23 protein-coding genes are annotated in these 24,726 nt (G+C 63.1%); 11 read left to right on the top strand and 12 right to left on the bottom strand.

Going from position 1 to position 24,726, the window contains the following annotated elements:
• Nucleotides 1-58 precede the first annotated feature (58 nt).
• The 5 genes from AAFU51_02725 to AAFU51_02705 all read left to right on the top strand — a co-directional run bounded on the left by AAFU51_02725 (nucleotide 59) and on the right by AAFU51_02705 (nucleotide 6,272).
• Nucleotides 59-1,801, top strand: coding sequence for an amidohydrolase (locus AAFU51_02725; protein ID MEO1570164.1), 1,743 nt, complete (start codon nucleotides 59-61; stop codon nucleotides 1,799-1,801).
• Between the two features lie 49 nt (nucleotides 1,802-1,850).
• Nucleotides 1,851-2,339 carry a cyclic pyranopterin monophosphate synthase MoaC gene (gene moaC / locus AAFU51_02720; protein MEO1570163.1) on the top strand — a complete coding sequence of 163 codons (489 nt, stop codon included), beginning with the start codon at nucleotides 1,851-1,853 and terminating at the stop codon, nucleotides 2,337-2,339.
• Between the two features lie 98 nt (nucleotides 2,340-2,437).
• Nucleotides 2,438-3,409: a flotillin-like protein FloA gene (floA, locus tag AAFU51_02715; GenBank protein ID MEO1570162.1), complete on the top strand. Its 972-nt coding sequence runs from the start codon at nucleotides 2,438-2,440 to the stop codon at nucleotides 3,407-3,409.
• A 1,457-nt stretch (nucleotides 3,410-4,866) separates the two neighbouring features.
• Nucleotides 4,867-5,103, top strand: coding sequence for a hypothetical protein (locus tag AAFU51_02710; GenBank protein MEO1570161.1), 237 nt, complete (start codon nucleotides 4,867-4,869; stop codon nucleotides 5,101-5,103).
• Between the two features lie 20 nt (nucleotides 5,104-5,123).
• Nucleotides 5,124-6,272: a DUF3524 domain-containing protein gene (locus tag AAFU51_02705; protein ID MEO1570160.1), complete on the top strand. Its 1,149-nt coding sequence runs from the start codon at nucleotides 5,124-5,126 to the stop codon at nucleotides 6,270-6,272.
• Between the two features lie 606 nt (nucleotides 6,273-6,878).
• Here the strand turns inward: AAFU51_02705 and AAFU51_02700 are convergent.
• The 4 genes from AAFU51_02700 to AAFU51_02685 form a co-directional block, all read right to left on the bottom strand.
• Nucleotides 6,879-7,208: a hypothetical protein gene (locus tag AAFU51_02700; protein MEO1570159.1), complete on the bottom strand. Its 330-nt coding sequence runs from the start codon at nucleotides 7,206-7,208 to the stop codon at nucleotides 6,879-6,881.
• Nucleotides 7,209-7,266: 58 nt separating this feature from the next.
• On the bottom strand, nucleotides 7,267-7,596 hold the full coding sequence (locus AAFU51_02695; protein ID MEO1570158.1) for a DUF2188 domain-containing protein: 330 nt from the start codon (nucleotides 7,594-7,596) through the stop codon (nucleotides 7,267-7,269).
• Between the two features lie 64 nt (nucleotides 7,597-7,660).
• A complete protein-coding gene (locus AAFU51_02690) occupies nucleotides 7,661-8,404 on the bottom strand; it encodes an SDR family oxidoreductase (GenBank protein ID MEO1570157.1) in 744 nt (247 codons plus the stop codon).
• Nucleotides 8,405-8,520: 116 nt separating this feature from the next.
• Nucleotides 8,521-9,096 carry a fasciclin domain-containing protein gene (locus AAFU51_02685; protein MEO1570156.1) on the bottom strand — a complete coding sequence of 192 codons (576 nt, stop codon included), beginning with the start codon at nucleotides 9,094-9,096 and terminating at the stop codon, nucleotides 8,521-8,523.
• Nucleotides 9,097-9,290: 194 nt separating this feature from the next.
• Between AAFU51_02685 and AAFU51_02680 the strand changes: the two genes are divergently transcribed.
• Nucleotides 9,291-10,208: a helix-turn-helix domain-containing protein gene (locus AAFU51_02680; GenBank protein ID MEO1570155.1), complete on the top strand. Its 918-nt coding sequence runs from the start codon at nucleotides 9,291-9,293 to the stop codon at nucleotides 10,206-10,208.
• On the opposite strand, the gene AAFU51_02675 is transcribed toward AAFU51_02680, so the two are convergent.
• From AAFU51_02675 to hisH, 4 genes are read right to left on the bottom strand one after another with little or no spacing between them, the layout of a single operon-like run.
• The gene (locus AAFU51_02675) at nucleotides 10,205-10,576 is read right to left on the bottom strand and encodes a hypothetical protein (GenBank protein MEO1570154.1); all 372 of its coding nucleotides are present in this window, start codon (nucleotides 10,574-10,576) and stop codon (nucleotides 10,205-10,207) included. The two genes, AAFU51_02680 and AAFU51_02675, sit on opposite strands and share 4 nt — an antisense overlap.
• Nucleotides 10,573-11,358 carry an imidazole glycerol phosphate synthase subunit HisF gene (gene hisF, locus AAFU51_02670; protein ID MEO1570153.1) on the bottom strand — a complete coding sequence of 262 codons (786 nt, stop codon included), beginning with the start codon at nucleotides 11,356-11,358 and terminating at the stop codon, nucleotides 10,573-10,575. The genes AAFU51_02675 and hisF overlap by 4 nt, the downstream gene beginning before the upstream one ends.
• A complete protein-coding gene (hisA, locus tag AAFU51_02665; GenBank protein MEO1570152.1) occupies nucleotides 11,352-12,161 on the bottom strand; it encodes a 1-(5-phosphoribosyl)-5-[(5-phosphoribosylamino)methylideneamino]imidazole-4-carboxamide isomerase in 810 nt (269 codons plus the stop codon). Before hisA ends, hisF begins: the two co-directional genes overlap by 7 nt.
• 11 nt (nucleotides 12,162-12,172) lie before the next feature.
• Nucleotides 12,173-12,832 (bottom strand): imidazole glycerol phosphate synthase subunit HisH, encoded by a 660-nt coding sequence (gene hisH, locus AAFU51_02660; protein MEO1570151.1) that lies wholly within the window; start codon nucleotides 12,830-12,832, stop codon nucleotides 12,173-12,175.
• Nucleotides 12,833-12,954: 122 nt separating this feature from the next.
• On the opposite strand from hisH, the gene AAFU51_02655 reads away from it, so the two are divergent.
• Complete coding sequence (locus AAFU51_02655; protein MEO1570150.1) at nucleotides 12,955-13,581, top strand: CDP-alcohol phosphatidyltransferase family protein; 627 nt, start codon at nucleotides 12,955-12,957, stop codon at nucleotides 13,579-13,581.
• Between the two features lie 59 nt (nucleotides 13,582-13,640).
• Entirely contained in the window at nucleotides 13,641-14,303 is a 663-nt protein-coding gene (pyrE, locus tag AAFU51_02650) for an orotate phosphoribosyltransferase (GenBank protein MEO1570149.1), read from the top strand.
• Here the strand turns inward: pyrE and AAFU51_02645 are convergent.
• Both AAFU51_02645 and AAFU51_02640 read right to left on the bottom strand, forming a co-directional pair.
• Nucleotides 14,300-15,715 carry an amidohydrolase family protein gene (locus tag AAFU51_02645; protein MEO1570148.1) on the bottom strand — a complete coding sequence of 472 codons (1,416 nt, stop codon included), beginning with the start codon at nucleotides 15,713-15,715 and terminating at the stop codon, nucleotides 14,300-14,302. The two genes, pyrE and AAFU51_02645, sit on opposite strands and share 4 nt — an antisense overlap.
• Before the next feature lie 62 nt (nucleotides 15,716-15,777).
• Nucleotides 15,778-17,469 (bottom strand): amidohydrolase family protein, encoded by a 1,692-nt coding sequence (locus AAFU51_02640; protein ID MEO1570147.1) that lies wholly within the window; start codon nucleotides 17,467-17,469, stop codon nucleotides 15,778-15,780.
• Nucleotides 17,470-17,595: 126 nt separating this feature from the next.
• Between AAFU51_02640 and AAFU51_02635 the strand changes: the two genes are divergently transcribed.
• Nucleotides 17,596-18,603, top strand: coding sequence for an NAD-dependent epimerase/dehydratase family protein (locus AAFU51_02635; protein MEO1570146.1), 1,008 nt, complete (start codon nucleotides 17,596-17,598; stop codon nucleotides 18,601-18,603).
• A 15-nt stretch (nucleotides 18,604-18,618) separates the two neighbouring features.
• Here AAFU51_02635 and AAFU51_02630 read toward each other — a convergent pair whose 3' ends face one another.
• Both AAFU51_02630 and AAFU51_02625 read right to left on the bottom strand, forming a co-directional pair.
• Nucleotides 18,619-19,107 carry a histidine phosphatase family protein gene (locus tag AAFU51_02630; protein ID MEO1570145.1) on the bottom strand — a complete coding sequence of 163 codons (489 nt, stop codon included), beginning with the start codon at nucleotides 19,105-19,107 and terminating at the stop codon, nucleotides 18,619-18,621.
• A 123-nt stretch (nucleotides 19,108-19,230) separates the two neighbouring features.
• Nucleotides 19,231-20,100, bottom strand: a complete 870-nt coding sequence (locus AAFU51_02625; protein MEO1570144.1) for a DNRLRE domain-containing protein — start codon at nucleotides 20,098-20,100, stop codon at nucleotides 19,231-19,233.
• Nucleotides 20,101-20,399: 299 nt separating this feature from the next.
• Between AAFU51_02625 and AAFU51_02620 the strand changes: the two genes are divergently transcribed.
• Nucleotides 20,400-20,969: a sigma-70 family RNA polymerase sigma factor gene (locus AAFU51_02620; GenBank protein ID MEO1570143.1), complete on the top strand. Its 570-nt coding sequence runs from the start codon at nucleotides 20,400-20,402 to the stop codon at nucleotides 20,967-20,969.
• Between the two features lie 1,952 nt (nucleotides 20,970-22,921).
• Nucleotides 22,922-24,721: a T9SS type A sorting domain-containing protein gene (locus tag AAFU51_02615; protein MEO1570142.1), complete on the top strand. Its 1,800-nt coding sequence runs from the start codon at nucleotides 22,922-22,924 to the stop codon at nucleotides 24,719-24,721.
• The last annotated feature ends 5 nt before the right edge of the window (nucleotides 24,722-24,726 follow it).

Genomic DNA, 24,726 nt, shown 5'->3' with positions numbered 1-24,726 from the left:
CTACGGGCAACGCCGGCCTGTGAGATATTACAACCTCTCCCAACCGACGCTGCGACTCATGTCCCGCTTGCTCGCCTGCCTCCTTCTGCTCCTCAGCACTTCCGCGTGTAGCACGTCTGAGGCCCCGCCTAGCGGAAAGGCACCGCCCACGGACTATGTGCTCCACAATGCATCGATCTACACCGTCGATGCCGCGAAGCCGAACGCCGAGGCCCTCGCGGTCTCGAACGGTGCCATCGTGGGAGTCGGTGCAGCCGACAGCCTGCTTGCCGTCCATCCGGAATGGGCCCGTCTCGATGCGGGCGGGGCAACCGTCGTGCCCGGCCTCATCGATGCGCATGCGCACCTCATGGGTATGCTGTCGGGGGAAGGCCTGGGGCAACTGCTGCTCAACGTAAACTTGGCCGGTACGGCTTCAGTCGAGGAGATTGTTGATCGCCTAGTTAGTCATGCGACGACGTTGTCAGGGGAGGCCTGGCTCGTGGGGCGAGGCTGGGACCAAAACGACTGGGCGCCTGCGGACGATGGCTCGTACCCGTTCCCGACACGCGCAGACTTAGACGCGGCGTTCCCGAATCGCCCGGTGCTCCTCGAACGCATCGACGGGCATGCATACTGGGCGAACACGGCTGCGCTGCGAGAGGCGGGGATCGACCCCAACGCTCCGGCCCCCGCAAATCCGGAAGGGGGCGCCTATATCCGAGACCGAGACGGCTTGCCCACCGGGGTGACCATCGACAAGGCCGGGGAGGCGCTCCAGGCCGCGGTACCGCCGATCAGTGCTGAGATGAAGCGAGAAGCATTACGCCGCGCACTGGCCGAGACAGCGAAATATGGCCTCACGGGCATACACGAAGCGGGTACGTCGCTCGAAGCCTATCGCCTGTACGAGCAGGCTGTCAGAGACGGACAATTCGGTCTGCGGCTTTATGCCATGGCGAGCGGTGCGGGCGACGCGATGGCGTTTGCGTGCGACAACGAAGGGCGCGTGACCCATCCCAGTGGGCGTCTCCAGATGCGCAGCGTCAAACTCTACCTCGATGGCGCACTTGGGAGCCGCGGCGCCGCGCTCATCAAAGACTATTCAGACGACCCTGGCAACCGGGGCCTGCTGTTCCTCCAGCCTGAGGCGTTCGAGCCGATCGTCCGAGAGGCCATGGATTGTGGTCTACAGGTCAATACGCATGCCATCGGCGACCGCGCCAACCGCGTCGTGCTTGACGCCTACGAACAAGCCATGGCGTCTCAGTCCAGACAAGGCCCTGGCAACCAGGGGCGACACCGCATCGAGCACGCGCAGGTCGCGACGCCCGATGACCTCGACCGGCTTGTTGACCTCAGTGTGATCGCCTCGATGCAGCCCACCCATGCCACGAGCGACATGCCGTGGGCCGAAGACCGCGTCGGGCCGGTACGCATCCGTGGGGCTTACGCCTGGCGCACGATCGTGGATGCCGGTGGTCGCCTCGCGCTTGGAAGCGACTTCCCGGTCGAGCGGGTAGACCCGATTCTTGGGTTTTACGCGGCCGTCGCCCGACAGGACGCGGATGGGATGCCCGAAGGCGGATGGTACCCTGACCAGCGGCTCACTCGTGAGGAGGCTCTGCGAGGATTTACCCTCGATGCGGCGTACGCCGCGTTCATGGAGGACGAGGTCGGTAGTCTGGAGGTGGGCAAGCGTGCCGACTTCGTGCTGCTGAGCCAGGACCTCATGACCGTGCCAGTCGAAGACCTGCTGAGCACGCGGGTTCTCGCCACCTACCTCGATGGGGCTCGGATCTACAAAGCGGACGCGCCGTAGATTGAGCGGCGACCTCCCCAGCTGTAGCTCCCACCCGAATTCCCACCCGATGCCTGACTCCGACGCACCTACCCTAGGCCATGTGGATGGTCGTGCCCACATGGCTGATCTCAGCCTCCGTAGCGCCTCGGCGCGCACGGCCGTCGCCTCAGGACGCGTCCTGCTGGGCGAAGCCTCGTTCTCACAGATGCAAGCGGGCACCGTCAAGAAGGGCGATGTGCTCTCCGTAGCGCAGATTGCAGGCATCCTTGGGGCAAAGCGAACCAGTCAACTTATCCCCCTCTGCCACGACGTACTGCTCCAAAACGTCGACCTCGACCTGGACCTTGACGAGGAGCGGCGCAGCGTCGAGATCCGAGCGCTCACGAAGGCGCAGGGGCCAACCGGCGTCGAAATGGAGGCGCTCACCGCGGTCTCGGTGGCAGCCCTGACGGTCTACGACATGTGCAAGTCCATCGACCGCGAGATTCGCATCACCGACATCGGGCTCCTCGCCAAAACCGGCGGCCAAAGCGGCGCCTACCGACGTAGCTACTGACGCGTGATTCAGTCGTCCGGCGGTTCCGTTTTCCAGCGTACGCTGGCCGGTGAACCTAAGGATGCACCGATATACAGCAATACCGAACCACCCATCTCATGGACAACCTCCTCGGCGGCGCCAGCGCGATCCTCATTGTTGGGATCGTCCTCTTTATCCTGCTGCTGTTCTACTTCGTGCCCATCCGGCTTTGGATTGCGGCCATCACCTCAGGCGTGCGCGTCAAACTCTCCGACCTCATCGGGATGCGGCTGCGCAACGTGACACCCTCGGCGATCATCCTGCCGCTGATCTCGGCGCGAAAGGCCGGCATCGATGTGACGACGAGCCAGCTTGAAACGCACTACCTCGCAGGCGGCAACGTCCAACAGGTCGTCAACGCGCTCATCTCGGCGGATAAAGCCAACATCGACCTCTCGTTCCAGCAGGCCACTGCCATCGACCTGGCCGGGCGCGACGTGTTCGACGCCGTGCAGGTGTCGGTGAACCCGAAAGTGATTCAGACGCCGCCGGTATCCGCTATTGCAAAAGATGGCATCCAGCTTCGTGCCATCGCCCGCGTGACAGTGCGCGCCAACATCAACCAACTTGTCGGTGGTGCGGGTGAAGAGACCATCATCGCTCGTGTCGGTGAAGGCATCGTCTCGACGATCGGCTCGTCCGGTACCCACGCCGGTGTGCTCGAGAACCCGGACAACATCTCGAAGACCGTCCTCGCCAAGGGCCTCGACAGCGGGACAGCGTTTGAGATTCTCTCGATCGATATCGCCGACGTTGATGTGGGCGAGAACATCGGTGCCAAGCTCCAGACGGATCAGGCTGAAGCCGACCTCCAGGTTGCCCGCGCCAAGGCGGAAGAGCGCCGCGCGGCTGCCGTTGCGAAGGAGCAGGAGGAGCGCGCGAACCTCGTCGCCGCCGAAGCATCGATCCCGCAGGCCATCGCCGAGGCGTTCCGCTCGGGCAACCTCGGCGTGATGGACTACTACAACCTCCGCAACATCGAAGCCGATACGAAGATGCGCAACGCCATCGGTGGCGACGAGACGCCGAGCGACAGCGGGAAGATTTAAGCGTGGCCACCGACCTCGACCCGACCGCTCGGCTCAGCGTGTTTGCAGCGGCCTCCGCCCTAAGCACGACGCAGGACCTAGTCCGTCTCACGTTGCCGCACCTCACAAGTGCGGCACGGCCAGACCTCGTCGCTGAGGAAACGCTTGCCCTCGTAGCCACGGTGACTGCCCGCGCTGCAGAGGCGGGGCTCCGTGAAGCGCCAGAGGTGTTTACGGCAGTAGGACAGGCTCTCGTCGAGTTGCCTTTCCTCTACCACGACTACCTGCTCGGTGTGCAGCTCGTGGCGAGGGGGGAAGAGGGCGACGTAGATGTTGACCAGGAGGTGTACGCGCGTCTGGAACGAAAGGCAGCATTCTATGCCGTGCACTTTCCCCCAGGGCGTTTTCCTGGGCCACGATCGTTGGACGACAAGCTGCCCCTGTGGATGGGCCGGGTTTCGCCACCGAAGCTCCCTACGACTCCGCAGCAACGGTTGTCAGACTTGGACGCCTCCGGCTTGATGGCGACCCACACACGTCTCGTGCTCGCGTTCGCTCAGCGAATAGCTGCAGGCTAAGGCGTGGTGGTCTTCAATGGAGACACTCCCGCGACGAGCTATCGGACGCGTGGTGCATGATCAAACGTACTCACGCGTGCAAGCTAGTGCGGCAGCAGAAACGGTCGCTCCTGCTGCGACCAGCGGTTCAGCTGCCGCGGCTAGCGTCGCCCCGGTCGTCATCACATCATCGACGAGGAGCACGTGCATTCCGGATACAGATAGGCTCGGTGTGGTCGTAAAAGCGCCGTAGACGTTTGCCCACCGCGCTTGGTGATCCAGGTTGGTCTGCGACCGCGTTGAACGTGAGCGGCCCAGTAGACGCTCGTCTAGACATAGACCCCGAGCAGATGCAACGCCGCGAGCGAGGCAAGCACTCTGGTTATAGCCTCGCGCTAGGAGCCGCTGGCGGTGGAGCGGGACAGGCACGACCAAGTCAAAAGAACAGGCCGGCAGTGCTTCCGCTAGCCACCTGCCAAGGGCTTCGCCAAGCTGTGGACGGTTGCCGTACTTGAGTCTGTGCTGGAGGTGGGCAACGGTACTGTGCTCGTTGTACGTCCATAGTGCGACCACGTGTGCTAGTGGTACGTGAATAGGGAGTTTCTCAAACCGGCGGACGAGCGTTTGGGCGTCAGCAGACGGCACACGGCGGCGACAGGATGGGCACACTGGCGGAGCTGACCCTGCGTGACGCAATCGTTTCGAACACCCGAGGCAGACACGAGGAAAAGCCAAGTCTAGGAGCGCACGGGTCGGTTGGACCACCGTTCGGGAAAGAAGCGGGGGAACATGCATGGGTAAGAGAACAGCGTGGACAGTGCGCATCCTGTGACGGCCTAGCGTCTATCTTGCACGCACCGCCCTTCTAGACACTCGCTCGGTACCGTTCGTAACCGAAGCGCCCAGCCTTTCCCGATCTCTATGGCTACGAAACGCCGTGGCATGCTCATCAAGAACGTGAGCGATGCCCCGCTTACCATCGTCCTAACCTCACGTGCGCTCGAGATGACAGCCGGGGAGGAAATCCTCGTGACGGCTGCCGAGGTGCGCGACCCGATTCTGCGTGATCATATGCAGCGCAGGACCATCGCCATCGTGCGGCCGTCCACCGACGAGGAGAACGAGGGGTTGCTCGCGCGTCTCGCCGACGCAGACTAGCCCCGAAGGCCTTGCATCGCATGCAGATCCTCGCGCTGGAACCGTGGTTTGGCGGGTCGCACAAGCACTTCTTGCGCGACCTGATGCGGCATAGCCGCTTTTCGTGGACGCCGATCACCATGGCGGCGCGCTACTGGAAGTGGCGCATGCAGGGTGGAGCCGTGACACTCGCTCAGAAGGCCAACGACGCCGTCGACGCCGGGCTGCGTCCAGACGTGGTCTTTGCTTCGAGCATGGTCAACCTGCCTGCCTTCCTCGCGCTCACGCGACCTCGCTTCGATGCCATACCCGTGGTGCTCTTCTTCCACGAGAACCAGCTCACCTACCCCATCCGGCCCGCTGAAGATGGGGGTGGCGAGGAGCGCGACCTGACGTACGCGTACATCAACTACCTCTCTGCGCTTGCCGCCGACCGCGTCGTCTTCAACTCGCAGTTCCACCTCGACGAGTTCTTCGGCGCGCTGCCCCTACTGCTCTCGCGATTCCCGGACTTTACGCACCCTGGCACTCTCGCCGACATCCGTGCCAAGTCGATAGTGCTGCACCTTGGCCTCGATCTCGACGGCCATGACGCGCATCGTGTTGACAATGACGCTGCGGAGGTCCTCGCGCCGGGCCCGCCCGTGGTGCTGTGGAATCAGCGGTGGGAGTACGACAAGAACCCCGCTCAATTCTTCCGCACGATGAACCGCCTCGATGACGCGGGTGTGCGGTTCCGGCTCATCCTCGCGGGGAAGCACTACGAAGAGAAGCCGCCCGAATTCGAGCGCGCCTTCCAGCGCTATGCCGAGCGCATCCTGCACTATGGCTACGCCGAGGACTTTGCCGCCTACAGCCGACTCCTGCACCGCTCTGACGTTGTCGTCTCCACGGCGCGGCACGAGTTCTTCGGCATCGCTATGCTGGAGGCGATCCACTGCGGGTGCCATCCGGTGCTTCCCAATCGGCTTACCTATCCAGAGCTAATACCGGAGACGCTGCACCGCCCGCTTCTGCACGCGCCCGTACTCTACGAGGGCGAAGACGATCTCTTCACGTTGCTGAAAGGCATTCTCAGCGGACAGGACAAGCCGCTGCCAAACCCCGTCCTGCGTGGGATCTCGGACCACCTCAACTGGCCCGAGCAGGTCGCCCGCTACGACGACCTGCTCGACGCCTGTTTGAGCTGAGTCCTAGCATTGATACCGCGGGCTTACCCCGCGTGTAGTTCTTCTGGTAGTCTGGTAGAGGCCTCCTTGCTCGTCGAGGAGTACCAACCCCACCCTCCATTTTGTGGCGACAGCGAGGAGGCCTGAGGGTAACCAGCGCGTGCCACGCGCGCGGATGGCTGCCGCGGGTAGGTAGGCTGAGGCCCTGTTGTCGAACGACTCCATCGACGCTGCATCGATGCGCCAGAGCTGTTGCTCGGTCGCCACGAGAAGCGGACGCGCCGCATCCGACGTAGGGACCGAAACGATATAGGCATTGGGGCCCGGCAGCGGCGCTGGCGCTATTGACACCGGGCCGTCCACGCGTACTTCTGGCAGTCCGTGGGTAGGCTCGACGGGACAAAGCGTGTCCCCAACCAGCGCGGTGTGGAGTCCGTCTTCCACGGGCCACGACGGAAAGCGATCATCAATTGTCCCATCGAACCAGGACGGGACCGAGTGCCGTGACACTGACGGTGCCTCGGATGTGAATCAGTTGGTTGCCCAACCGGGCCCGCGCGTCTTCGGGTCGAGAGTCACGTCGCGAGACGTGCGCCAGCGCACCGAGCGAGTCTGCTGTGAAGTGGCCTAATTCGCCATCGGAGGTGACCAGAGGCGGCCTTGAGCATCCCGTGCGACGCTCTGTGTGCCGGACCGCACCCAGTACCGTCGCCGGCGGACGCGGTCGAACGAGAGGAGCCCTCGCAGTGCAGCGGCGTAGACCACGCCGACGTCGTCGCGCGTCAGGCCGCCGATCTGCGTGCCTGCGATGTTGTCGTCCTCGAAGGGGAGGACGAGCGGCATCCTTGCTTCCCCAGGAGGCGGCGTCTGGGGTAGTGTCTGGCTGAGCAGCACCGTTGGAAAGACCGAGGTCCCTACAACGGCGAGAAGGAGCCGAAGCGGGCAGGTCGAGCGCATGCCTGCAAGCTTGAGAGCGACACAATAAGCAACGCGTGTGTGAGGCTTTGCCGTAGAGTCAGTCGCGACGGCTCAGGCCCCAACCAAGCGCCACCAGGAATGCCGTCCCAGCTACCGCAATGGCTGGTTTTGAGAAGACGACGGCGCGCCAACTGGGTGCTGTGTTTGCGGGCATCGACGGGGCTTCATCGTAGGCGTGCACGCGCTCGATGGCCCCATCGGCCCCATGTACGACGATACGCCCTGGCGCCTCAAAACGAAGCAGCCGCTGTGCGGCCTCCACGGCCGCGGCCTGCGTTTCAACGACGCGGTGCGGAAACTCGACACCTTCTCGTTTGACGGCCCAACGGCCTTCGTTCGGGACGACGTGGTAGACGGTCTGAGTCATGGCTGGGTTGGCAGGTCGGGGAGGGAGGCTTGCACAAGAAACCACACCGCGTGGCCGACGCCAACTATCGGGGCTTCACGGTGGCAAAGCCGCCATCGACGGAGATGACTTGGCCTGTGATCCAGCCGCTCTTTTCTGCATCGAGAAGATGATGAATCATGGGCGCGACATCCTCAGGCTCGCCGATGCGCCCCAGTGGGTGCATGCTTGCCGACTGCTTCTCGGCTTGCTCAGACGCGGTGAGACGGGCCGCCATCGGGGTGCGGACGAGGCCCGGCGACACGGCATTGACACGAACGCCGCGGTGGGCATAGCTCGCCGCCGCCGCGCGCACGAGTGACGCCACGCCGCCCTTCGCGGCCGCAATCGCCTCGTGGTTTTGCAAGCCGTAGTGCGCCGCAATCGAGGACACGAGCACGATGGAGCCGCTCTTTTGCTTCTGCATCACCTTGGTGCAGGTCTTCACGACATAGAACGCCGAGTGTAGGTTGAGCTTGAGCGTCTCCTCGAACTCCTCCGCAGAGGTGAGGTGCGCGGGTTTCAGGATGATTGAGCCTACGCAGTTGGCGATCCCATCGAGGCGGCCATACTGGTCGAGTACGCTCTGGACGAAGCTCTCGACGCCCGTGAGTTGAGTCGCGTCGAGGGTGTAGGCAGCGGCGCCTGTTTCGCCAGCAAGATCGCGCAGCTTGTCGACGGAGCGGGCACCGAGCGCGAGACGGGCGCCGGTCGCCGCGAGAGAGCGGGTGAGGGCGGAGCCGATGCCACCGGTGGCACCAAGGATCGCGTAGACAGGGGTGTCAGCCATGAATAGAGAAAGGCAGAGGAGAAGGGAAGGCAAAGAAGGGAGCAAGCAAACGCGCCGCGCCGGAACGAGGTCCAGCGCGGCGCGCAGTCAGCGTGTGCCGAGATGGCACGGGCGAATTATTCGGCCGCGTCGCCGGCGGGCGGCATGAGCACAGCGTCGATGACGTGCACAACGCCGTTGGAGGCATCCACGTCGGCCGTGACGACCGTGGCGGTGTTGCCGCCTGCGTCCGTGACGGTCACCGTACCGTCGTCAGCCTTGGTGACGGTGATCGTGGCGCCGTTTACGGTTTCGAGCTCCAGCGTGCCGGAGATGCCTTCCGACATGGCCTCCATCGGAAGAACGTGATAGGTGAGGATGCCCGCGAGCATCTCACGGTTCTCGTCCATCATGACGCTGTCGAGCGTGCCTTCAGGAAGCGCACCGAAGGCCTCGTCGGTGGGAGCAAAGACGGTGAAGGGGCCGGCGCTGTTGAGCGTTTCAACGAGGCCTGCCTGCCCAACCGCGGCGGCGAGGGTGTTGAGGCCAGCCTCGCCAGCCAGGTCGACGATCGTGGAGCCCGACATCGTGTCGTCGTCGGTCATCTCGGTGTCGTCGGCCATGTCTTCGGCGGCCGGCTCGGGCGGATCACCGCAGGCAGCCAGGGACAGCGTACATGCAAACAGGAGTGCGTAAAAGGGGGTCTTCGACATAGGAAGTGTGAGTAGAGCGGAAGAGAGCGGGAAAGGCGAGAAGAATGCCGCGCTGGAGCGCGGCAATCGTGCTGGAGAATAGTCCACAGCCACCTATGAAAAATAGGCACGCGAGAAGAGAACCCATAAACGTCCAAAACGTTCTTGGAGAGAAAAGCATGATCGCCTGTTTTTTCCACCCTCCTCACGTTACCGTGCGCATCCAGGAACGAACTTTCTCACCTCGCGAAGTGGCCGATGCCCTGGGTCTCGGCGAGTCTACGCTGAAGCGCTGGATCGACAAGGGGCGTCTGCAGTCGTTGAGGACAGCCGGGGGACATCGCCGCGTACAGATTCGTGAGATTGTCCAGTTTGTGCGAAACGAACAACTGGAGGTGCTCAAACCAGAAGCACTGGGGCTCACTGAGGCGCTCGGGGGTAGCCTGCCCGGCCGCGAAGTCCCGCTCAATGCCGACCGTCTGTACAACATGCTCACCTCCGGCGAAGCCCAACAGGCACGCAGTCTGCTTGTCGCCGCCTACCTCCGTGGCGCTTCGTTGGCTGCCCTGTGCGACACTCCTGTTCGCGAAGCCCTGAATCGAATCGGCATGCTATGGAACGATGCATCCGTCGAAGGTCGAGCGCGAAACGAAGCGCGCGGCATTTTCATCGAGCACCAGGCGACAGACCTTGTGGCCCAAGCGTTTGGCCAGATCCGTTCCCTCATGCCAGACGCTCTAGAAGGCGCGCCCGTGGCATTGGGTGGCGCACCAGCAAGTGACCCGTATCTACTGCCCTCCCAGATGGCTGCGGCAGTGTTGTCCGATCTGGGCTATCAGGTTATAAACCTTGGAGCGGATACGCCAGCGCGGTCGCTTGTGGAAGCTGCGCGCATGCATGAGCCGAAGTTGGTGTGGCTCTCGATATCCACGCCGGTACCGTCGGCAGACCTCAAAGCAGAAGTGCGTGCACTCCTATCGGCGCTCCCGGTGGGGACTAGCGTGATCGCGGGCGGGCGTTCTCGCGACGGTCTACACGAGTTGGAGGCCGAGTCGCCTCATTTTTACGTTCGCAACTCGATGACCGACCTCGCCGAAGTAGCGCGCACGCTGCTTGAATCTGAGGAGATTTAGGGGCCCTCTTCACCTGTCTGGAGCGCCCGTTCGCCATGGCGGCGAACCCCCTTGCCGTGCCGTTGCGCATAGAGGTCTTCGCCTGCCCGTAGTCGCTTGATCGCCGTCGCATAGACGAAGAAGACGAGTACGCCGCCTACACCGATGGTGAGCGCGAGGGGGATCCAGAAGGAGACATCGAACCCGACAGCCTCGTCGAGCCAGCCAGGTCGCTCAGTGCGCACGTCTGGATTCCGCGCAGCCTTATCGACCACCCAGACGAGCATGCCCCCGCCGATTACGACGAGCATCGCCACAGATCCAACTAGAAGCCGGATACCCCAGCGTGCGGCGTCGGTGAGGGAGCCAGTGGGTGCAGAGTCGGTCATGGTGCAGCGGAAATGGGCGGGGCGACGGGACGGACGGGGATGCCACGAGCAGCGAGGTGGGATTTCGCCTCGTCGATTGAAAACGTGCGGAAATGGAAGATGGAGGCAGCGAGGACAGCGTCGGCCACGGCGAGACCTTCGGCGAGGTGCTCCAACGTGCCCGCACCGCCCGAGGCAATGACAGGGATGGAGACGCGGGTGCTGATCTCGCGCAGGAGTGCGCGGTCGTAGCCGTCTTTCGTACCGTCGCGGTCCATGCTCGTCACGAGCAACTCGCCTGCGCCACGTCGCTCGACCTCCACGGCCCAGGCGACGGCGTCTTTCCCAATGGGCTTGCGTCCTCCATGCGTGAACACTTCCCAGCCGGAATCGGTGGCGCCTGTGCGCTTCGCGTCGATGGCCACAACGATGCACTGCGCGCCAAACGCCGAGGCGCCGCGGGTGATGAGTTCCGGGTCGCGAAGGGCCGCCGAATTGATCGACACCTTATCCGCACCGGCAGCAAGCATGGCGCGCATGTCGTCCACGGTGCGGATGCCGCCGCCAACGGTCAACGGGATAAATACCTGGTCGGCAGTGCGGCGCACGACGTCATGCATCGTGTCGCGACCCTCGTGAGTCGCGGTGATATCCAGGAAGACGAGTTCGTCGGCGCCGGCGGCGTCGTAGAACCGGGCTTGCTCCACCGGGTCGCCCGCGTCGACGAGATCGACGAACTGGACGCCCTTCACGACACGGCCGTCGTGGACGTCGAGGCACGGGATGATGCGCTTGGTCAGCATTCGTCGGTGGGAATTGCTTTGAGCTTGGCTGTCGAAAACGTGTCGAGGTCGACGCCGTCTTTTTCGTTCCAGCACCAGAAGCGCTGACAGGGGAACGCGTTCTCGTAGAGCGCACGCCCGACGATGACCGAGTCGACGCCGAAGGGTTCGAGGGCTTGCAGGCCCAGCAGGTCGTGGTAGCCACCCACGCCGCCCGAGGCGGTGATCCGGCAGCGCGAGAGCTGTTGTCCCAGCGACCGATAGGCGTCGAGGTTGGGCCCTTTCATCATGCCGTCGCGAGCAATGTCCGTGTAGACGATGCGCCGGACGCCACGCTTCTCCATGTCGAGCGCAAACGCAACGGCGTCGAGGCCGCTGCCCTCCTCCCAACCAGCAATGCGCACCTCGCCGTCCTTCGCGTCGAGGCCGACGACGATCCGCCCACATCCATGCTTGTCGATGGCCTCCGAGACGAGGTCGGGATTCTTGGCGGCGGCCGTACCGAGGATGACCCGATACACCCCGCGTTCGAGCATCGCGTCGATATCGGAAAGCGATCGGATGCCGCCGCCTACCTGGACGGGGATGTCGAGGGCCGCAGCAATGCGCCCGATAGTCGTGACGTTGTCGTCCTCGGCGTCCTCGCCGTGGCGCGCACGCGCTGCATCGAGGTCTACGAGGTGCAGGACACGGGCATTCTGGACGCGCCACAGCTTCGCCATCGCGACGGGGTCGTCGAAGTAGATCGTCTCGTCTTCGTATCGACCTTGGCGGAGGCGCACGCAGCGTCCTCCTCGCAGATCGATGGCCGGGATGATGAGCATGGGTGGAGAGGCTAGGCGACGGGGGCGGGTTCTAGCGTGGCGAAGCGGTCCAGCAGATGCAGCCCGGCCCGCTGGCTCTTTTCGGGGTGGAACTGGACGCCCATGACGTGACCTCGCTGGACGACGGCGGGAAACGCTGCGCCGTAGTGCGTCCAACCGAGCACGTCGGCCGGTTCGGATGGCGCCGCGTGGAAAGAGTGCACGAAGTAGAAGTAGGAGTCGGCGTCGGAGCCGGAAAGGGGGCGTCCGTCCTCGCCCTCAAGCAGGGGGTGGGACCGTGCGGGGCGCAGCGCGTTCCAGCCCATGTGCGGGACCTTCAAGGCCTGGCCGTTCTCGGTAGCATTCGGGAAACGCACCACACGGCCGGGTAGGAAGCCGAAGCCCTGGTGTTCGCCGAGCTCTTCGCTGGCCTCGAAGAGCAATTGCATGCCGACGCAGACGCCGAGCAGGGGCGTCCCAGCAGCAACGGCGGCTCCGATCGGGGTCCAGAGGCTGCGGCGGCGGATCTCGTCGGCGCACGCACCGAACGCGCCCACGCCAGGAAGCACAATCCGCTCAGCACGCGCTACGAGAGCAGGGTCGTCTGACCGCACTGGATTGTGGCCAGCAGCCAGAAACGCCTTTTCTAACGAGCGGACGTTGCCGATGCCGTAGTCGAGGAGGAGAAGCATGAAGCAAAAGGGTCAAGAGGCCTTCGATAAAGCCGCCCGCGCAGGGAGGTTTCGGAAGAGCCGATGGATCAGACCGCAGGGACGGGCTCGGCGCTATCTTTATTGGTTTCCCACCCGCTCGCATGAGACATCTCCCCAACGCGCTTACCATCGGCCGGATCGTCGTCACGCCGATTTGCCTCTGGCTCTTGTGGAAGGGCGGCTTTGCAAACCAGTTTTGGGGCGCGACGCTGTTCATCCTCGCGGCCATCACCGACTACTACGACGGCAAGCTCGCGCGCGATCTCGGCGTGCGTTCTCGGCTCGGCCAATTCCTCGACCCGCTCGCGGACAAGATTCTGGTGCTGGGCGGGTTTTTCGTGTTCCCCTTCATCGAGCCGATCAACACGGGGCTGTTCGCTGCCGGCGCGTGGCTCGCGTGGCTCGCCATCGTCGCGGTCGCCGTGCGAGACTTCGCTGTGACGGCGCTTCGCAGCTACGAAGAGAAGCAGGGGCGCACGCTCAAGACGCTCAAGTCGGCGAAAGCGAAGACGGCGTGGCAGCTCACGTTTTTGATCTCGCTCCAGGTCTTCCTCGTGTTCTCGAAGGTCGAAGAGGTCGCACCTGGGAGCTTCTGGACGGCGTTCTCTAGCTTCTTCCGCGCGCTGCTCGAAAGCCCCTTTTCGCTCGTCTTTCTATGGGTCACGGCCATGATCACCGTCTGGACGGGGGCGCAGTACTTCCTCCACCGCGAACAAGAAGCGATCTGACCTGGTAGCGATGCTGTCCCTTTTGCTCGCTCGTCCCACCCCGCTTTCGCGAACCGCGCATGTCCAACCGCGACCGAGAACTTACTCGTACCCTGGCCGCTGACCTCTTGCGCATTGGGGCCGTGGCACTCCGCCCCAACGAGCCGTTTACCTGGGCGTCGGGACGCAAGGCCCCCGTCTACTGTGACAACCGCCTGACGCTGTCCTACCCCGATGTGCGGTTGATGATTACGGAGGGCTTGCTCGCTCACACCGAGGCCAATTTCTACGAGGCCGTGGACGTAATCGCTGGCACCGCGACTGCCGGGATTCCCCAGGCCGCACTGCTCGCGGAGCGGCTCGATTTGCCAATGGCCTACGTGCGTGGACAGGCAAAAGGACACGGCAAAGAAAACCGCATCGAGGGGCGCATCGAGCCCGGACAACGGGTGATCGTCATCGAAGACTTGATCTCGACCGGCGGGTCGAGCTTGTCCGCCGCCGAGGCGGTCCGCGGCGCTGGGGCCGAGCCCGTTGCCGTGTTCTCGATCTTCACCTACGGCTTCGAGGTGGCCCAGAGGGCGTTCGACGCGGCCGGCATCCGGCTCGTCACGCTCACTGACTTCGACACGCTCATCGGGGTAGCCGTCGAGACGGGGTCGCTCACCGACGAGGAGGTGCTGATCTTGCTGAACTGGCGCGCTGATGCGGCGGCCTGGAGCCGCGTCCACGGCGGAGCCTAGCGCCCGAACACGTTGTTGAAGCGTTGCTCGACCCCCTGCATGCACCCGTGCGTGTGCATCTCGATGCCATTGCTGGTGAAGTGCAGGTGGTGGCTCGTGGCGTAGAGCGTCACCTCGTCCACAGGTACGGCGGGGTCGATGGCTAAGCGCATGTCGTCGGGGTCTGCGTCGCGGTCGAAGCGAACGATACCGTCAACGATAGTGTGCGTCGGGATCGCATAGACGCTGAGTGGGTGGCCGTCGAAAAGCGTCAGGTCGGCGTCCTTGCCGACTTCGATGGAGCCCACGCGGTCGTCGATGCCAAGCTGCCAGGCGGGATTGATCGTGATGAGCGCAAGCGCCTCGTCGTCCGTCAGTCCCCCGTAGCGCTGCGCCTTGGCCGCCTCGTGGTAGAGATGCCGGATGAGCTCGCGCGAGTCGGAGTTGATCGACGTGCGGACGCCGTTGCGGGTGAGCACGGCAGCGTTGTAGGCGGTGGAGTAGTAGACCTCGAACTTGTAGGCATACCAATCCGAAAAAATAGAGGCGCCTGCGCCGAACTCAGCAAGTTCGGGAGCGACCTTGAAGCCCTCGTTGACGTGCTGGAACGTGATCCGGTCCACGCCGAAATCGGCGAGCACATCCATGAGCATCAGGATCTCGTCAGCGCGGTAGCTGTGCGTGTGGATCAGGATGTCGCTCGCAAGGACGCCGGCGAGCGCTTCGAGCCGGTCGTCGAAAGGGACGAGCGTTGTGGGTGTTCCTTCTTCGACGGACGCGAGATACGCGGCGCGCGCCTCGGCGTAGCGCTCCGCCTCGGAGAATGCGCTCCGGAAGACCTGCTCGACGCCCATGCGGCTGAGTGGTCGGATGTCGTTGCCCCGACCGTGCACCCGGATCGGGTTTTCGCCGAGGGCAAACTTGATTGTGGGCGGCGCTCCTTCCATCTTGAGCGCCTCGGGGTCAAAAGTGCCCCAGCGGTGCTTGAGCGTCTCGTTCTGCCCCCCGATCACGTTGGCGGAACCGTGCATCGCGTGGCTGACCGTGACGCCACCTGCAAGGGCCCGGTAGATGCCTAGATCGAGCGGGTTGACGACGTCGCCCACGTCCACTTCTGCCGTGACCGGAGCTGTCCATTCGTTCACTGACGAGATGCCGAGGTGAGAGTGCGCGTCGATGATCCCGGGCATAAGGAACTGTCCTGCCGCGTCGATCACGCGCACGCCGCGTGGTGCGTCGAGGTCCGTCCCGAGCTCAGCGATGACGCCCTCGCGCACCAAGACATCGGCGTCTTCTACCGTGCCATTCGTAACGGTGAGCACCGTCGCGTTGCGGATGAGCACGTCGCCCCGTGCGTCGGGCGGCGGCAGCACAGACTGGCCGAATACAGGGGCGCCGAAGGAACAGAGGAGCAGAGAGAAGAGCAGGCGCATCGGGTCAGGCCGTGTGGTTCAATCAATGGCGAGGGACCAGGAACGAGGGGGCGGACGAGGGGTCACCCGGGCCGCCGTGTCGCTTCGATGGGGATCGTGAAGTCGCCGCCTGCGAGTTCGAGGGTGCCCGTGAAGGTGTCGCCTTCAATGAGGCCGCTGCCGGTGATGCGCCCCATGCCCTCGGCGGAGAACACCATCGTGAGGACGTTGCCCTCCAGCGACACCGTGTCGAGCGTGACGGTACCGAGTTGGTCGGTGGTGATCGAGCCGGTGAGGTTGTCGGCCTCGCCCTCAAGCGTGAAGGTGCCGGAGGAGGTTTGGCCGGAGACGTCGGCGGTGTAGTCCCACGTCCCAATGGCTTCAACGACGGCGTCGGGGTCGGCGCCCTCGGGCGGCGCCTCCGTGGCGAGTTCGAACTTGTGCCCGTCCACGAACACCATCTGCACCGTACTCTCCGCGTCGAAATAGGAGCCGTCGGTGACGACGAGGTTGGCCATCTTGCCTGCCTCCACGGTTCCCATCGTCGCGCCGAGATCTAGCAGTGCAGCCGCGTCCGTGGTAAGGGCAGCGAGCGCGGCGTCTTCAGGTAGCCCTGCATCGATCAGGCGCCGGAGGTTGCCGTGTATCTCGCCAGGCTTCATGTCGAAGAGGGCAAACGCAAAAGCGACGCCGAGACTGTCAAGAACGCGGGCACCGCTCTCAACGCGCTCCAGCGCTGCGCGACGTTTGGACTGGAGCGTTGCGGTTTCGGCGTCGAGACTCTCGTACGAAAACGTCCGGGTGGCGTCGTGGGGCGGCTCGCTTGCTGTTGAGTCGGCGTCCTCGTCCTCCAGGGCGTCAGGCAGGTCGAGCGACAACAGAAGTGGGCGGCCCTCTTCAGCCATCCGGTCTGCGAGCGCCGTCGGGTTGGCGAGCCCAGCAAGAAGCACGCTGGCGCCGGTGTCTTGCGACAGCTTGAGCGCCCGGAAAGCTTCGTTGGAGTCGTCCACGACGAAGAGGACCGGCTGGTCGCCGCGCACCGTCGTGGCGAGCGCATCGAGGACGGGGTCGTAGCCGACGCGGCCTCGTCCTGCCGGCTCTTCCGCGTACGAAGCGGCCGCTTCGCCCAGGTCGCTGGCCTGCTGCATCACCTCACGAATGCGAGCGATGATCGCCATCGGTGTGGCAGGGTAGGCGCCGGGTGCCGTGTCGAACTGCGCCAGCTGGGCCACGTCGCCGCGCAGCACCATGGCTTCCGGGGTGTCACCTGCGAGCAAGACCAGCGCCGTCCTGCCCGCTAGGAACCCATCGCGGGGGGCAACGTGCGCCGCCGTGAATCCGAGCTCTCGCAGTTGGGTGATCCGGCCGTCGTTGACCTTCAGGAGTGCCCGTACGTCCCGGTCTGGCGTGAGCCCGGCGACTGCCCGTGGCGGCTCGTCCGGGTTGTCGATGTCAGGCCGCTCGGCCTCGGGTTTCGCCACACCCGCGTAGCCCAGCGCATCAATGAAGCCTGCGTAGACCGTGAGGGAGTCGGCTTCGATGACCTCCGCGTCGAAGGGGATGGTGACGTTGCTGCCGACGGCTTCGATGAGCCCATCGCGGATCACGACCGTGGCGTTGTCCAACACCTGTCCGGGTGCCTGCACAACACGGGCATTGAACAGCGCAAACGTCCGCGTGACGGGGCGGAGCGGGGTCTCCTCGGTGACGGCACGCTGGGCGGTCGCAGGGACCGAGGTGCAGAGCACGAGGAGCAGGAGAGACAGGCGACGCATTGAAGAGCGGGCGGTCACACAGAAAAGTCGTCCAAGATAGCGATCAGTCTTACCCCCGGCCTTTCGTGTGCGCACGCCCCGGACCGATCTTGCCCCACACCGCTTCACCAATCACCTCGTCTGGGTATGGGCCGCACCGTTTTCGTTACCGGAGGCACGGGCTTCGTCGGCAGTCACCTTGTTGAAGAACTGCTCGGACGAGGGGCAGACGAAGTGCGTTGTCTCGTCCGCTCGCGCGCCAAGTGGCTGGACGGACTCCCCGTACGACACATCCGTGGGGGCTTGCACGACCTCGGCGCCTTGCTTGACGGCGTACAGAGCGCCGAGGAGGTCTACCACGTCGCCGGGCTCACGCGTGCGCCCAACCAGGAAGCCCTCGACAAGGCCAACGTGGCGGGCACGCTGAACGTCCTCGAAGCCGTGCGACAGGCTGCGCCGCGCGTGAAGCGTGTCGTGATCGTGAGCAGCCTCGCGGCGGTCGGCCCGAGCGCGGTGCATGAGGGAATGGCCCAGCCCCTCGATGAAGCCGCACCGCTCTCGCCAATCTCGATGTACGGCCGCAGCAAGGCGACGATGGAGTGGGCCGTCGAGAACTGGCGCGCGAAGCACCCAGACGCCCCAGCGATCACGGTCGTGCGCCCGCCAGCGGTGTACGGACCTCGGGAGGCTGACATCTTCACCATGATCCAGACGGCAAACCGCGGCGTGTTTCCCATCGTCGGGGATGGCGAGGCGCCCGCGTTGTCCCTCGTGCAGGTCCGCGACCTCGTCCGAGGCATCGCAGACTTGGCGGAGTCGCCCCTCGCGCAAGGGGAGACGTACTTCGTTGGGAGCGAGGTCGCCTACTCGTGGAGCGAGATTCGCGACGCGGTCGTCGGTGCCCTCGGAAAGCGGGCCGTGACGCTCAACGTGCCGACCAAGTTGGTAGCGGGCGTGGGTGCGGTCGTCGAGAAGGTGGCAGGGGTGTTCGGGCACTATCCGCCGCTCAACCGAGAGAAGGCCGAGGAGGCGCGTCACGCCTGGATCTGCTCCGTCGACAAAGCCAAGCGGCACGTGGGCTATGCCCAGCAGGTCGGGCTCGATGCAGGCATGCGAGAAACCGTCGCCTGGTATCGGTCGGAAGGCTGGTTGTAGGCGCGCGGTCGGTGCTCAGCCACCGGCTGTGGAGAAGGCGGCCAGCGCTTCGGGTGGGTAGAGGGCGACGAGATAGCCGGTCTTTAGGCGCACAGCGGGGGCCTCGATCACCGCGATCGTACCCGGGCGCATGGCGACGTGGCTGTGAGTGAGGAGGCGCACGAGTTCGCCGAAGGCAGGTTGGTGCCCAATCACCATCCACGCGTCCGGCCGGTTGTAGATGTCCCACACCATCTCCAAGTCCGAGATGCCGCAATGCGGGTGGATGAGCGTGGTCACCTCAGGCGTGAGGCTCAGCGCATCGCCCATAATCGCTCCCGTCTGTTTCGCGCGGGTGTAGTTACTGGTGAGCAACGCAGACGGTGGGGCGTCCGCGACCGTGCTCGCAAACGCGGGCGCGAGACGCCCGACGAGGGCCGCACCGTGGTCGGACAGCGGGCGGGCGGGATCTCCGTCGGGGTGCATCGCTACGGCCGGACCGTGGCGCATGAGGTAGAGGCGCATGGGAACGAGAGGCTCAATGGGATGCCCAGAAACTACGGGTCCCACGAACACGCCCCGCCATCCCAGACGAACCGGAACGGCGGGGCAGCGCGCGGAGGGGGTGCGCTGGGGTGCTCCTGAGCACTAGCGACGCACGCCGCGGGTGACGTTCCAGGCATCGGGCCAGTCGCTCGTTCCAGAGGCGAAGCGGACCATCAGGATCGGGCCGGAGCCGCGCGGATTGAGGTCGCTGTCGGCGTTGAGCGTCGGCGCGAGGTCGATGTCGGCGGTCGTGAAGCCGGGTGGCAGCGTCACCTTGACGAGCATGCGTGGGCTCAGGCCGAGGTCCGTGCGCGTGCGGCGGTAGTCGTTGATCGAGTAGAAGCCCTTCTCGATGCCGTTGCCTGCGTTCGAGCCCCAGTAGACGACGTAGCCGTAGTTCGTGGCTGGGCTGTCGAAGTGCGACTGGACGAGGTTGGCGATGTCGGCGGTGCCCGACCAGTCCATGCTGTTGAGCGTGAGGCCGAAGCCGCTGCTGCCCGAGGTCGAACGGTTGGGCTGGCTGTTGTAGGTGATCTCCAGCGGCTTCCACGGGGCACCGGCGAGCGTCACGGGGATCGTGATGTCGTCCGACTGGCCGTCTTCGTTCTGGCCGCCGTGGTACATCTCGAAGTAGGCCTCGTCCACTGTTGAGCCTTCCGGGAGCGCGGGCAGTCCGAAGTGGACGTACGAGCGTTTGATGCCGACGCCGTTGAACGAGACGGAGAGGCCGCCCTGGGTGCCGTAGTTGTTATCGGCTTCGGGGCAGCCTGGCACCGTGAGGGGTCCGCAGGAGACCGTCGCGTCCATGTCGGCGCCGATCCACATGTAGACGGTGCCCGTGGCGAGCGGCACCTCAATCTCGTCGATTTCCTCTTCGAGCTGTTCGATGAGGTCGCAGCCGGTGAGGGCGGGTAGGAGGACGAGGCCGAGAGCGAGGGCGAAGCGGAGCGAGAAGCTGAAGGAGGTACGCATGGGTCCGAACGGGTGGAAGGAGGGGACTCCCCGGGCCGGTCGGTCCGGCGTTGCTGCGAGCAGCGGTGGGAGGCGCGTCTATCCATCCCCGTGCACCCAGCGCGCGATAGTGATCACGCCCGCCGGAAAAAAGTGAGAGTTCACCCGTCTTGCGTCGACCTCATCCTATGGCTATTGTCATCCTGAGCGGAGCCGGAACGGCGTAGTCGAAGGATCTATGGATCAGCATTCAAGCTCTGCTCATGGCTAGGAGATTGACAGAGATCCTTCGACTCGCGCTGCTCGCTCAGGATGACAGCATGAAGGACCCGCACCGCGCCGACCTCACCGCGCTGCTCCACGACGTGGTCGGCGGGAGCAAGACGGCCGTGAACCACCTCCTGCCGCTCGTCTACGGCGAACTGCGCCAACTCGCGCACGGCAAGCTGCGCTTCGAGCGGCGCGACCACACGCTGCAGACGACGGCGCTTGTGCACGAGGCCTACCTCAAGCTCATCGACCAGCGCAACGTGGCCTGGGAGAGCCGCGCCCACTTCTTCGCGATTGCCGCGACGGCCATGCGGCGCGTGCTCGCCGAGTATGCCCGCGCCCGCAACGCCGAGAAGCGCGGCGGCGGCAACCGCCCGCTCCCGCTCGACGAACTCCGCGATGGCGTGGGCCTCTCCGACGACCAGGCTGCCGAGATCCTCGGCCTCGACGAGGCGCTTACACTGCTGGCCGCGTTCAACCCGCGAGGCGCGCAGGTGGTGGAGATGCGCTACTTCGTGGGGCTGACGCACGAAGAAATCGCGTCCGTCCTCGACGTGTCCGTGCCGACCGTCCGCCGCGCCTGGTCCGCTGCTCGCGCCTGGCTTCGGGACGAGGTGTGAATGGCCTTCAGTTGATAGAAGAGCCTCTAATGTACGTTAGAATATATGCCTGGGGAATGTTGGAGTACTTGCTAACGTAGGAAGGAACCCTATGGGTACTTGAGGGTTTGTACTACGTTAGGGGACGCCTGTGATGCGTAGCAACTGTACCACTCACCTCACTGTTTCACTCCACCTGGGATATGATGTACTACACTAGCAGCATTCTGATCAGCATCTTAACATCGCACAAGATCTCCGTGAAATCAATTAATGTAATATTATTTGGTTGCTTTTTATTCGCATCAGTTCAATTTAAAACGGCAGGCGCTCAGCAATTATCATTAGTGGTGCTGCAGGATGGTTCTGAGTCAGAGGTTCCATTTTATGAAGACGGTGGGGGCAACTTATATGCTGAAATGGTAAGAGTAAATTTCAATGCATATGTGTTCGGCTCACAACCTGGTCAGAAGTCTCTAAATGGGCAGAGTATACAGCCAGGATTTCCAGCGGTTTCATCGCTACTAAATCAGCTTGATTCTTCATATGGTATAGTCGCTATGGAAAAAACTTCTCCGAGCGCTCAGTGGGGAAGTAACTTCCGAACGCACTTGAAGACGGGTAATCAAGTTTTGGTTACCGAGAGGTCGCAGCTTATCGAATTCTATTTTGCTTCACCCGTACCACTCTCTCAAACTGTTCAGGATTTTGAAGCTCTTCCCGAAGTTGATTATGCAGAGTATCCATCTGCTCTAAGGTATGCTAGTTCACCTAGTGATGGGCAATATGGTGACCAGTGGAACCTCCAGGCGATAGATGCAGAAAAAGCGTGGGAAATTACACGTGGTGGGTTTTTGGGTAATAAGGTAGGAATTGCTGTACTAGATAGCTTTAATTGCAATCCTTTGAATAGCCCTCTATTTACTGATATCCACGATGATCTTAGGGATGTGCTAACTCTGGTAAGCTGTAGAAGTGGTATTAGGGGATTTAGTCATGGTGGTAGAGTGTCTGGAATAGCAGGCGGAAAAACTGATAATGGGCTTTATCATGCTAGCCTAGGGTGGGACGTAGAGTTATATGGATTTGAAAATAACTTCACTGGTTTTGAAGAGCTGTTAACATCTCTGTATGATCCTAGTAGTCCTGCTTACTCAAACGTCGATGTGGTAAACATCAGTTGGCTTCTTACAGATACTGATAACGATCCGGATGAAGAGTATGAGGGAGGGAGAACGGCTCGCTCATATGTACGTGATTTTATATCAATAGGATTGCATGTTATTGCTGCTGCTGGAAATAGAAATGATGGAATTTTTTCGTATACGCCACCAGCGTACCCAGCGGCTTTGTACTACGACGATATTGATGATGGGAGTGGTAATATATACGAGGCTCAAGTGATAGCAGTATCTGCGGTAGATGTCAATGATGAGTTCTTGGATGGGTATGTTTTTAGTCCAGGAATTAATCCTTTTAGTGACTCCGAGCAATCATATATAGATGTAACTGCACCGGGTGGCAATGTCCCAGTTCTGGCATCGACAAGAATTTCAAATGGGCCTATAGTCTATTGGGATCATTCGACACGTTCTTCGACTGGGACGTCTTTTGCGACGCCAATGGTATCTAGTTTGGCATCTCTAATACTTTCAATTAATCCAGATATTAGGACGGATCAGCTGTATGAAGCCATTACAAGAGGTGCAGAGAAAGTTGACGAGATAGATCATCCGTTTTCGGTAATTGTAAATCCTACAACGAATGAGAGCATAGAGTGGAATCAGTATGTCGGATATGGCAGAATAAACGCATATAAATCTCTAGAATATACAATTGAGCAGTATGGTGGTACGTTCTCACAGAATGTGACGGTTCCCCAGGGGGAAACATGGGACCTTGGTGCTGTCACGCTGGCGTTCGCGCCTGGTACGCGCCTCGTCGTAAACGGAACACTCAACGCGGACGGCGCCGTGTTTACTGCTACAGACCCCGCACAGGGCTGGGAGGGGATCCGCTTCCAGCCGGGCAGCGGCGGACTTCTGGAAGACGCCACGATCGAGCTTGTCAACTTTCCGGGCGTCAACAACCCCGGTCCATCCGTGTACGTCTACAACGCGAGTCCGGTGTTCGAGGGCGTCGTCATTCAGGACAGCTTTGGCGGAGGGCTCTTAGCTACAGGGCCGCAGGCTGTGGTCCATGTGCGCCCAAGTAGTGACAACTTTTCGACCATTCGAGACAACGTCCACCGCCACATCGTCGCCAACAACAGCGCTGAGATCTATCTCGACGAGGTAATACTTGACGACACAGAGAGTGTGGCCGTCTACGCCAACGACGCCAACATTTACGTACGGCTCTCCGAGATCAATGACAGCGCTACGTGGGGCGTTCGTGCCTACAATCATGGCCAAGTAGGCTTCGGCTTCTATGATCCGACTGCTCCCTCGGGCCAAAACAACGTTGTGCAGGTGAGCACCGTAGGCACCCTTTTCGGGCTTCAGGACGCTATGATCTACGCTGGCGGTGCTGGGCAGATATTCGGTGACAGCTTTCGCAACAACTGGTTCCGTCGCAACAGTGGCAACCCGAACGAGCGCCACATCAAGGCGGACGACTCGGACATCATCGCCGAGTGCAACTACTGGGACCGCGCACTCGGCCCCGACCCCGCCTACATCGACGTGAGCAACGGCGGTGCCTTTGACTCCGACCCCTATCTCTCGAGTCCGCCCGGGCCCTCCGTCTCCTGCTCGTCCCTCGGCATCACCACCGAGGAGGACCCTCCCTCCAACATGAGGGCTTCACCCCACATGAGGGCACTACGGACGGAGACGGCCTACGCGAAGACTGGAGCGACGGAAGCGATTCGTGGCGAGGACGTACCCGGTCTGGCTCCGGGCGGCCCTCCAGAGGGCATGATGCTTGAGCGCTGGCTCGCTATCGCCGAGGGCTTTGAGAACGCCGACCGCAGCGTCGCCATCGACCATGCCGTGCGTGCCATTGAGCGAGCAGCGACCCCGCACGAGGCGAGCCGCGCCTTCGCGGTGGCTGCCCAGCTGGGGCGCAGAGACCTCTACCCAGGCCTCGAGAGCTTCCTCGTTGGGGAGAGCCGGAGGCCGGCAAACCGCGGCTGGGCGCTCGAAGCGCTCGCCTCGATCTACTACGGCACAGGGCGCACAGACGCGGCCTCCGAGACGGCCCGGACGCTCACGACGGAGTTTGCGGGCACCGAACACGAACGGCGGGGCTGGCTGACGCGCTTCTCCCTGGCGGTCGATGCGGGTGACCTGAACGCCGCCGATGAGGCGTTGCAGGCGTTCGAGGTGCGGTGGCCCGAGGACGAGGGGCTGGCGGACCTGAAGACGGCGCGGGCGCTTCGGGGTGAGCGCGAGGCGTCGGAGGAACCGCGCGCGGTGCCCTTCGAGCGGATTGACCTGGACGGAGCAACGGCTCCGGTGCAGGCCACGTCCGAAGCGGAGGACGCATCGGTGCCCATGGTGACCGCGTTGCAGCCGGTGTACCCGAACCCGACGGCAGGCGGGGTGACGGTACCGCTGGCGCTGGCCGAGGCGGCCGAGGTGCGCCTGGCGCTCGTCAACACGCTCGGGCAGCGGGTGCGCACCGGCACGGCGCGGCGCGAGACGGCAGGGGAGCACGCCTACCGGCTCTCCACGGCGGGGCTGGCCCCGGGAGTGTACGTGGTGCAGGTGACGGTGACGACAGGAGCAGGGGCGCGGCAGTATCACCGGACGCTGACGGTGGCGGAGTAGGTCAT

The sequence above is a fragment of the Bacteroidota bacterium genome (assembly GCA_039821555.1).
Lineage (GTDB): Bacteria > Bacteroidota > Rhodothermia > Rhodothermales > Rubricoccaceae > JBCBEX01.
Note: the sequence above shows the minus strand (reverse complement) of the source record. Positions and strands in the feature narration are given on the sequence as shown.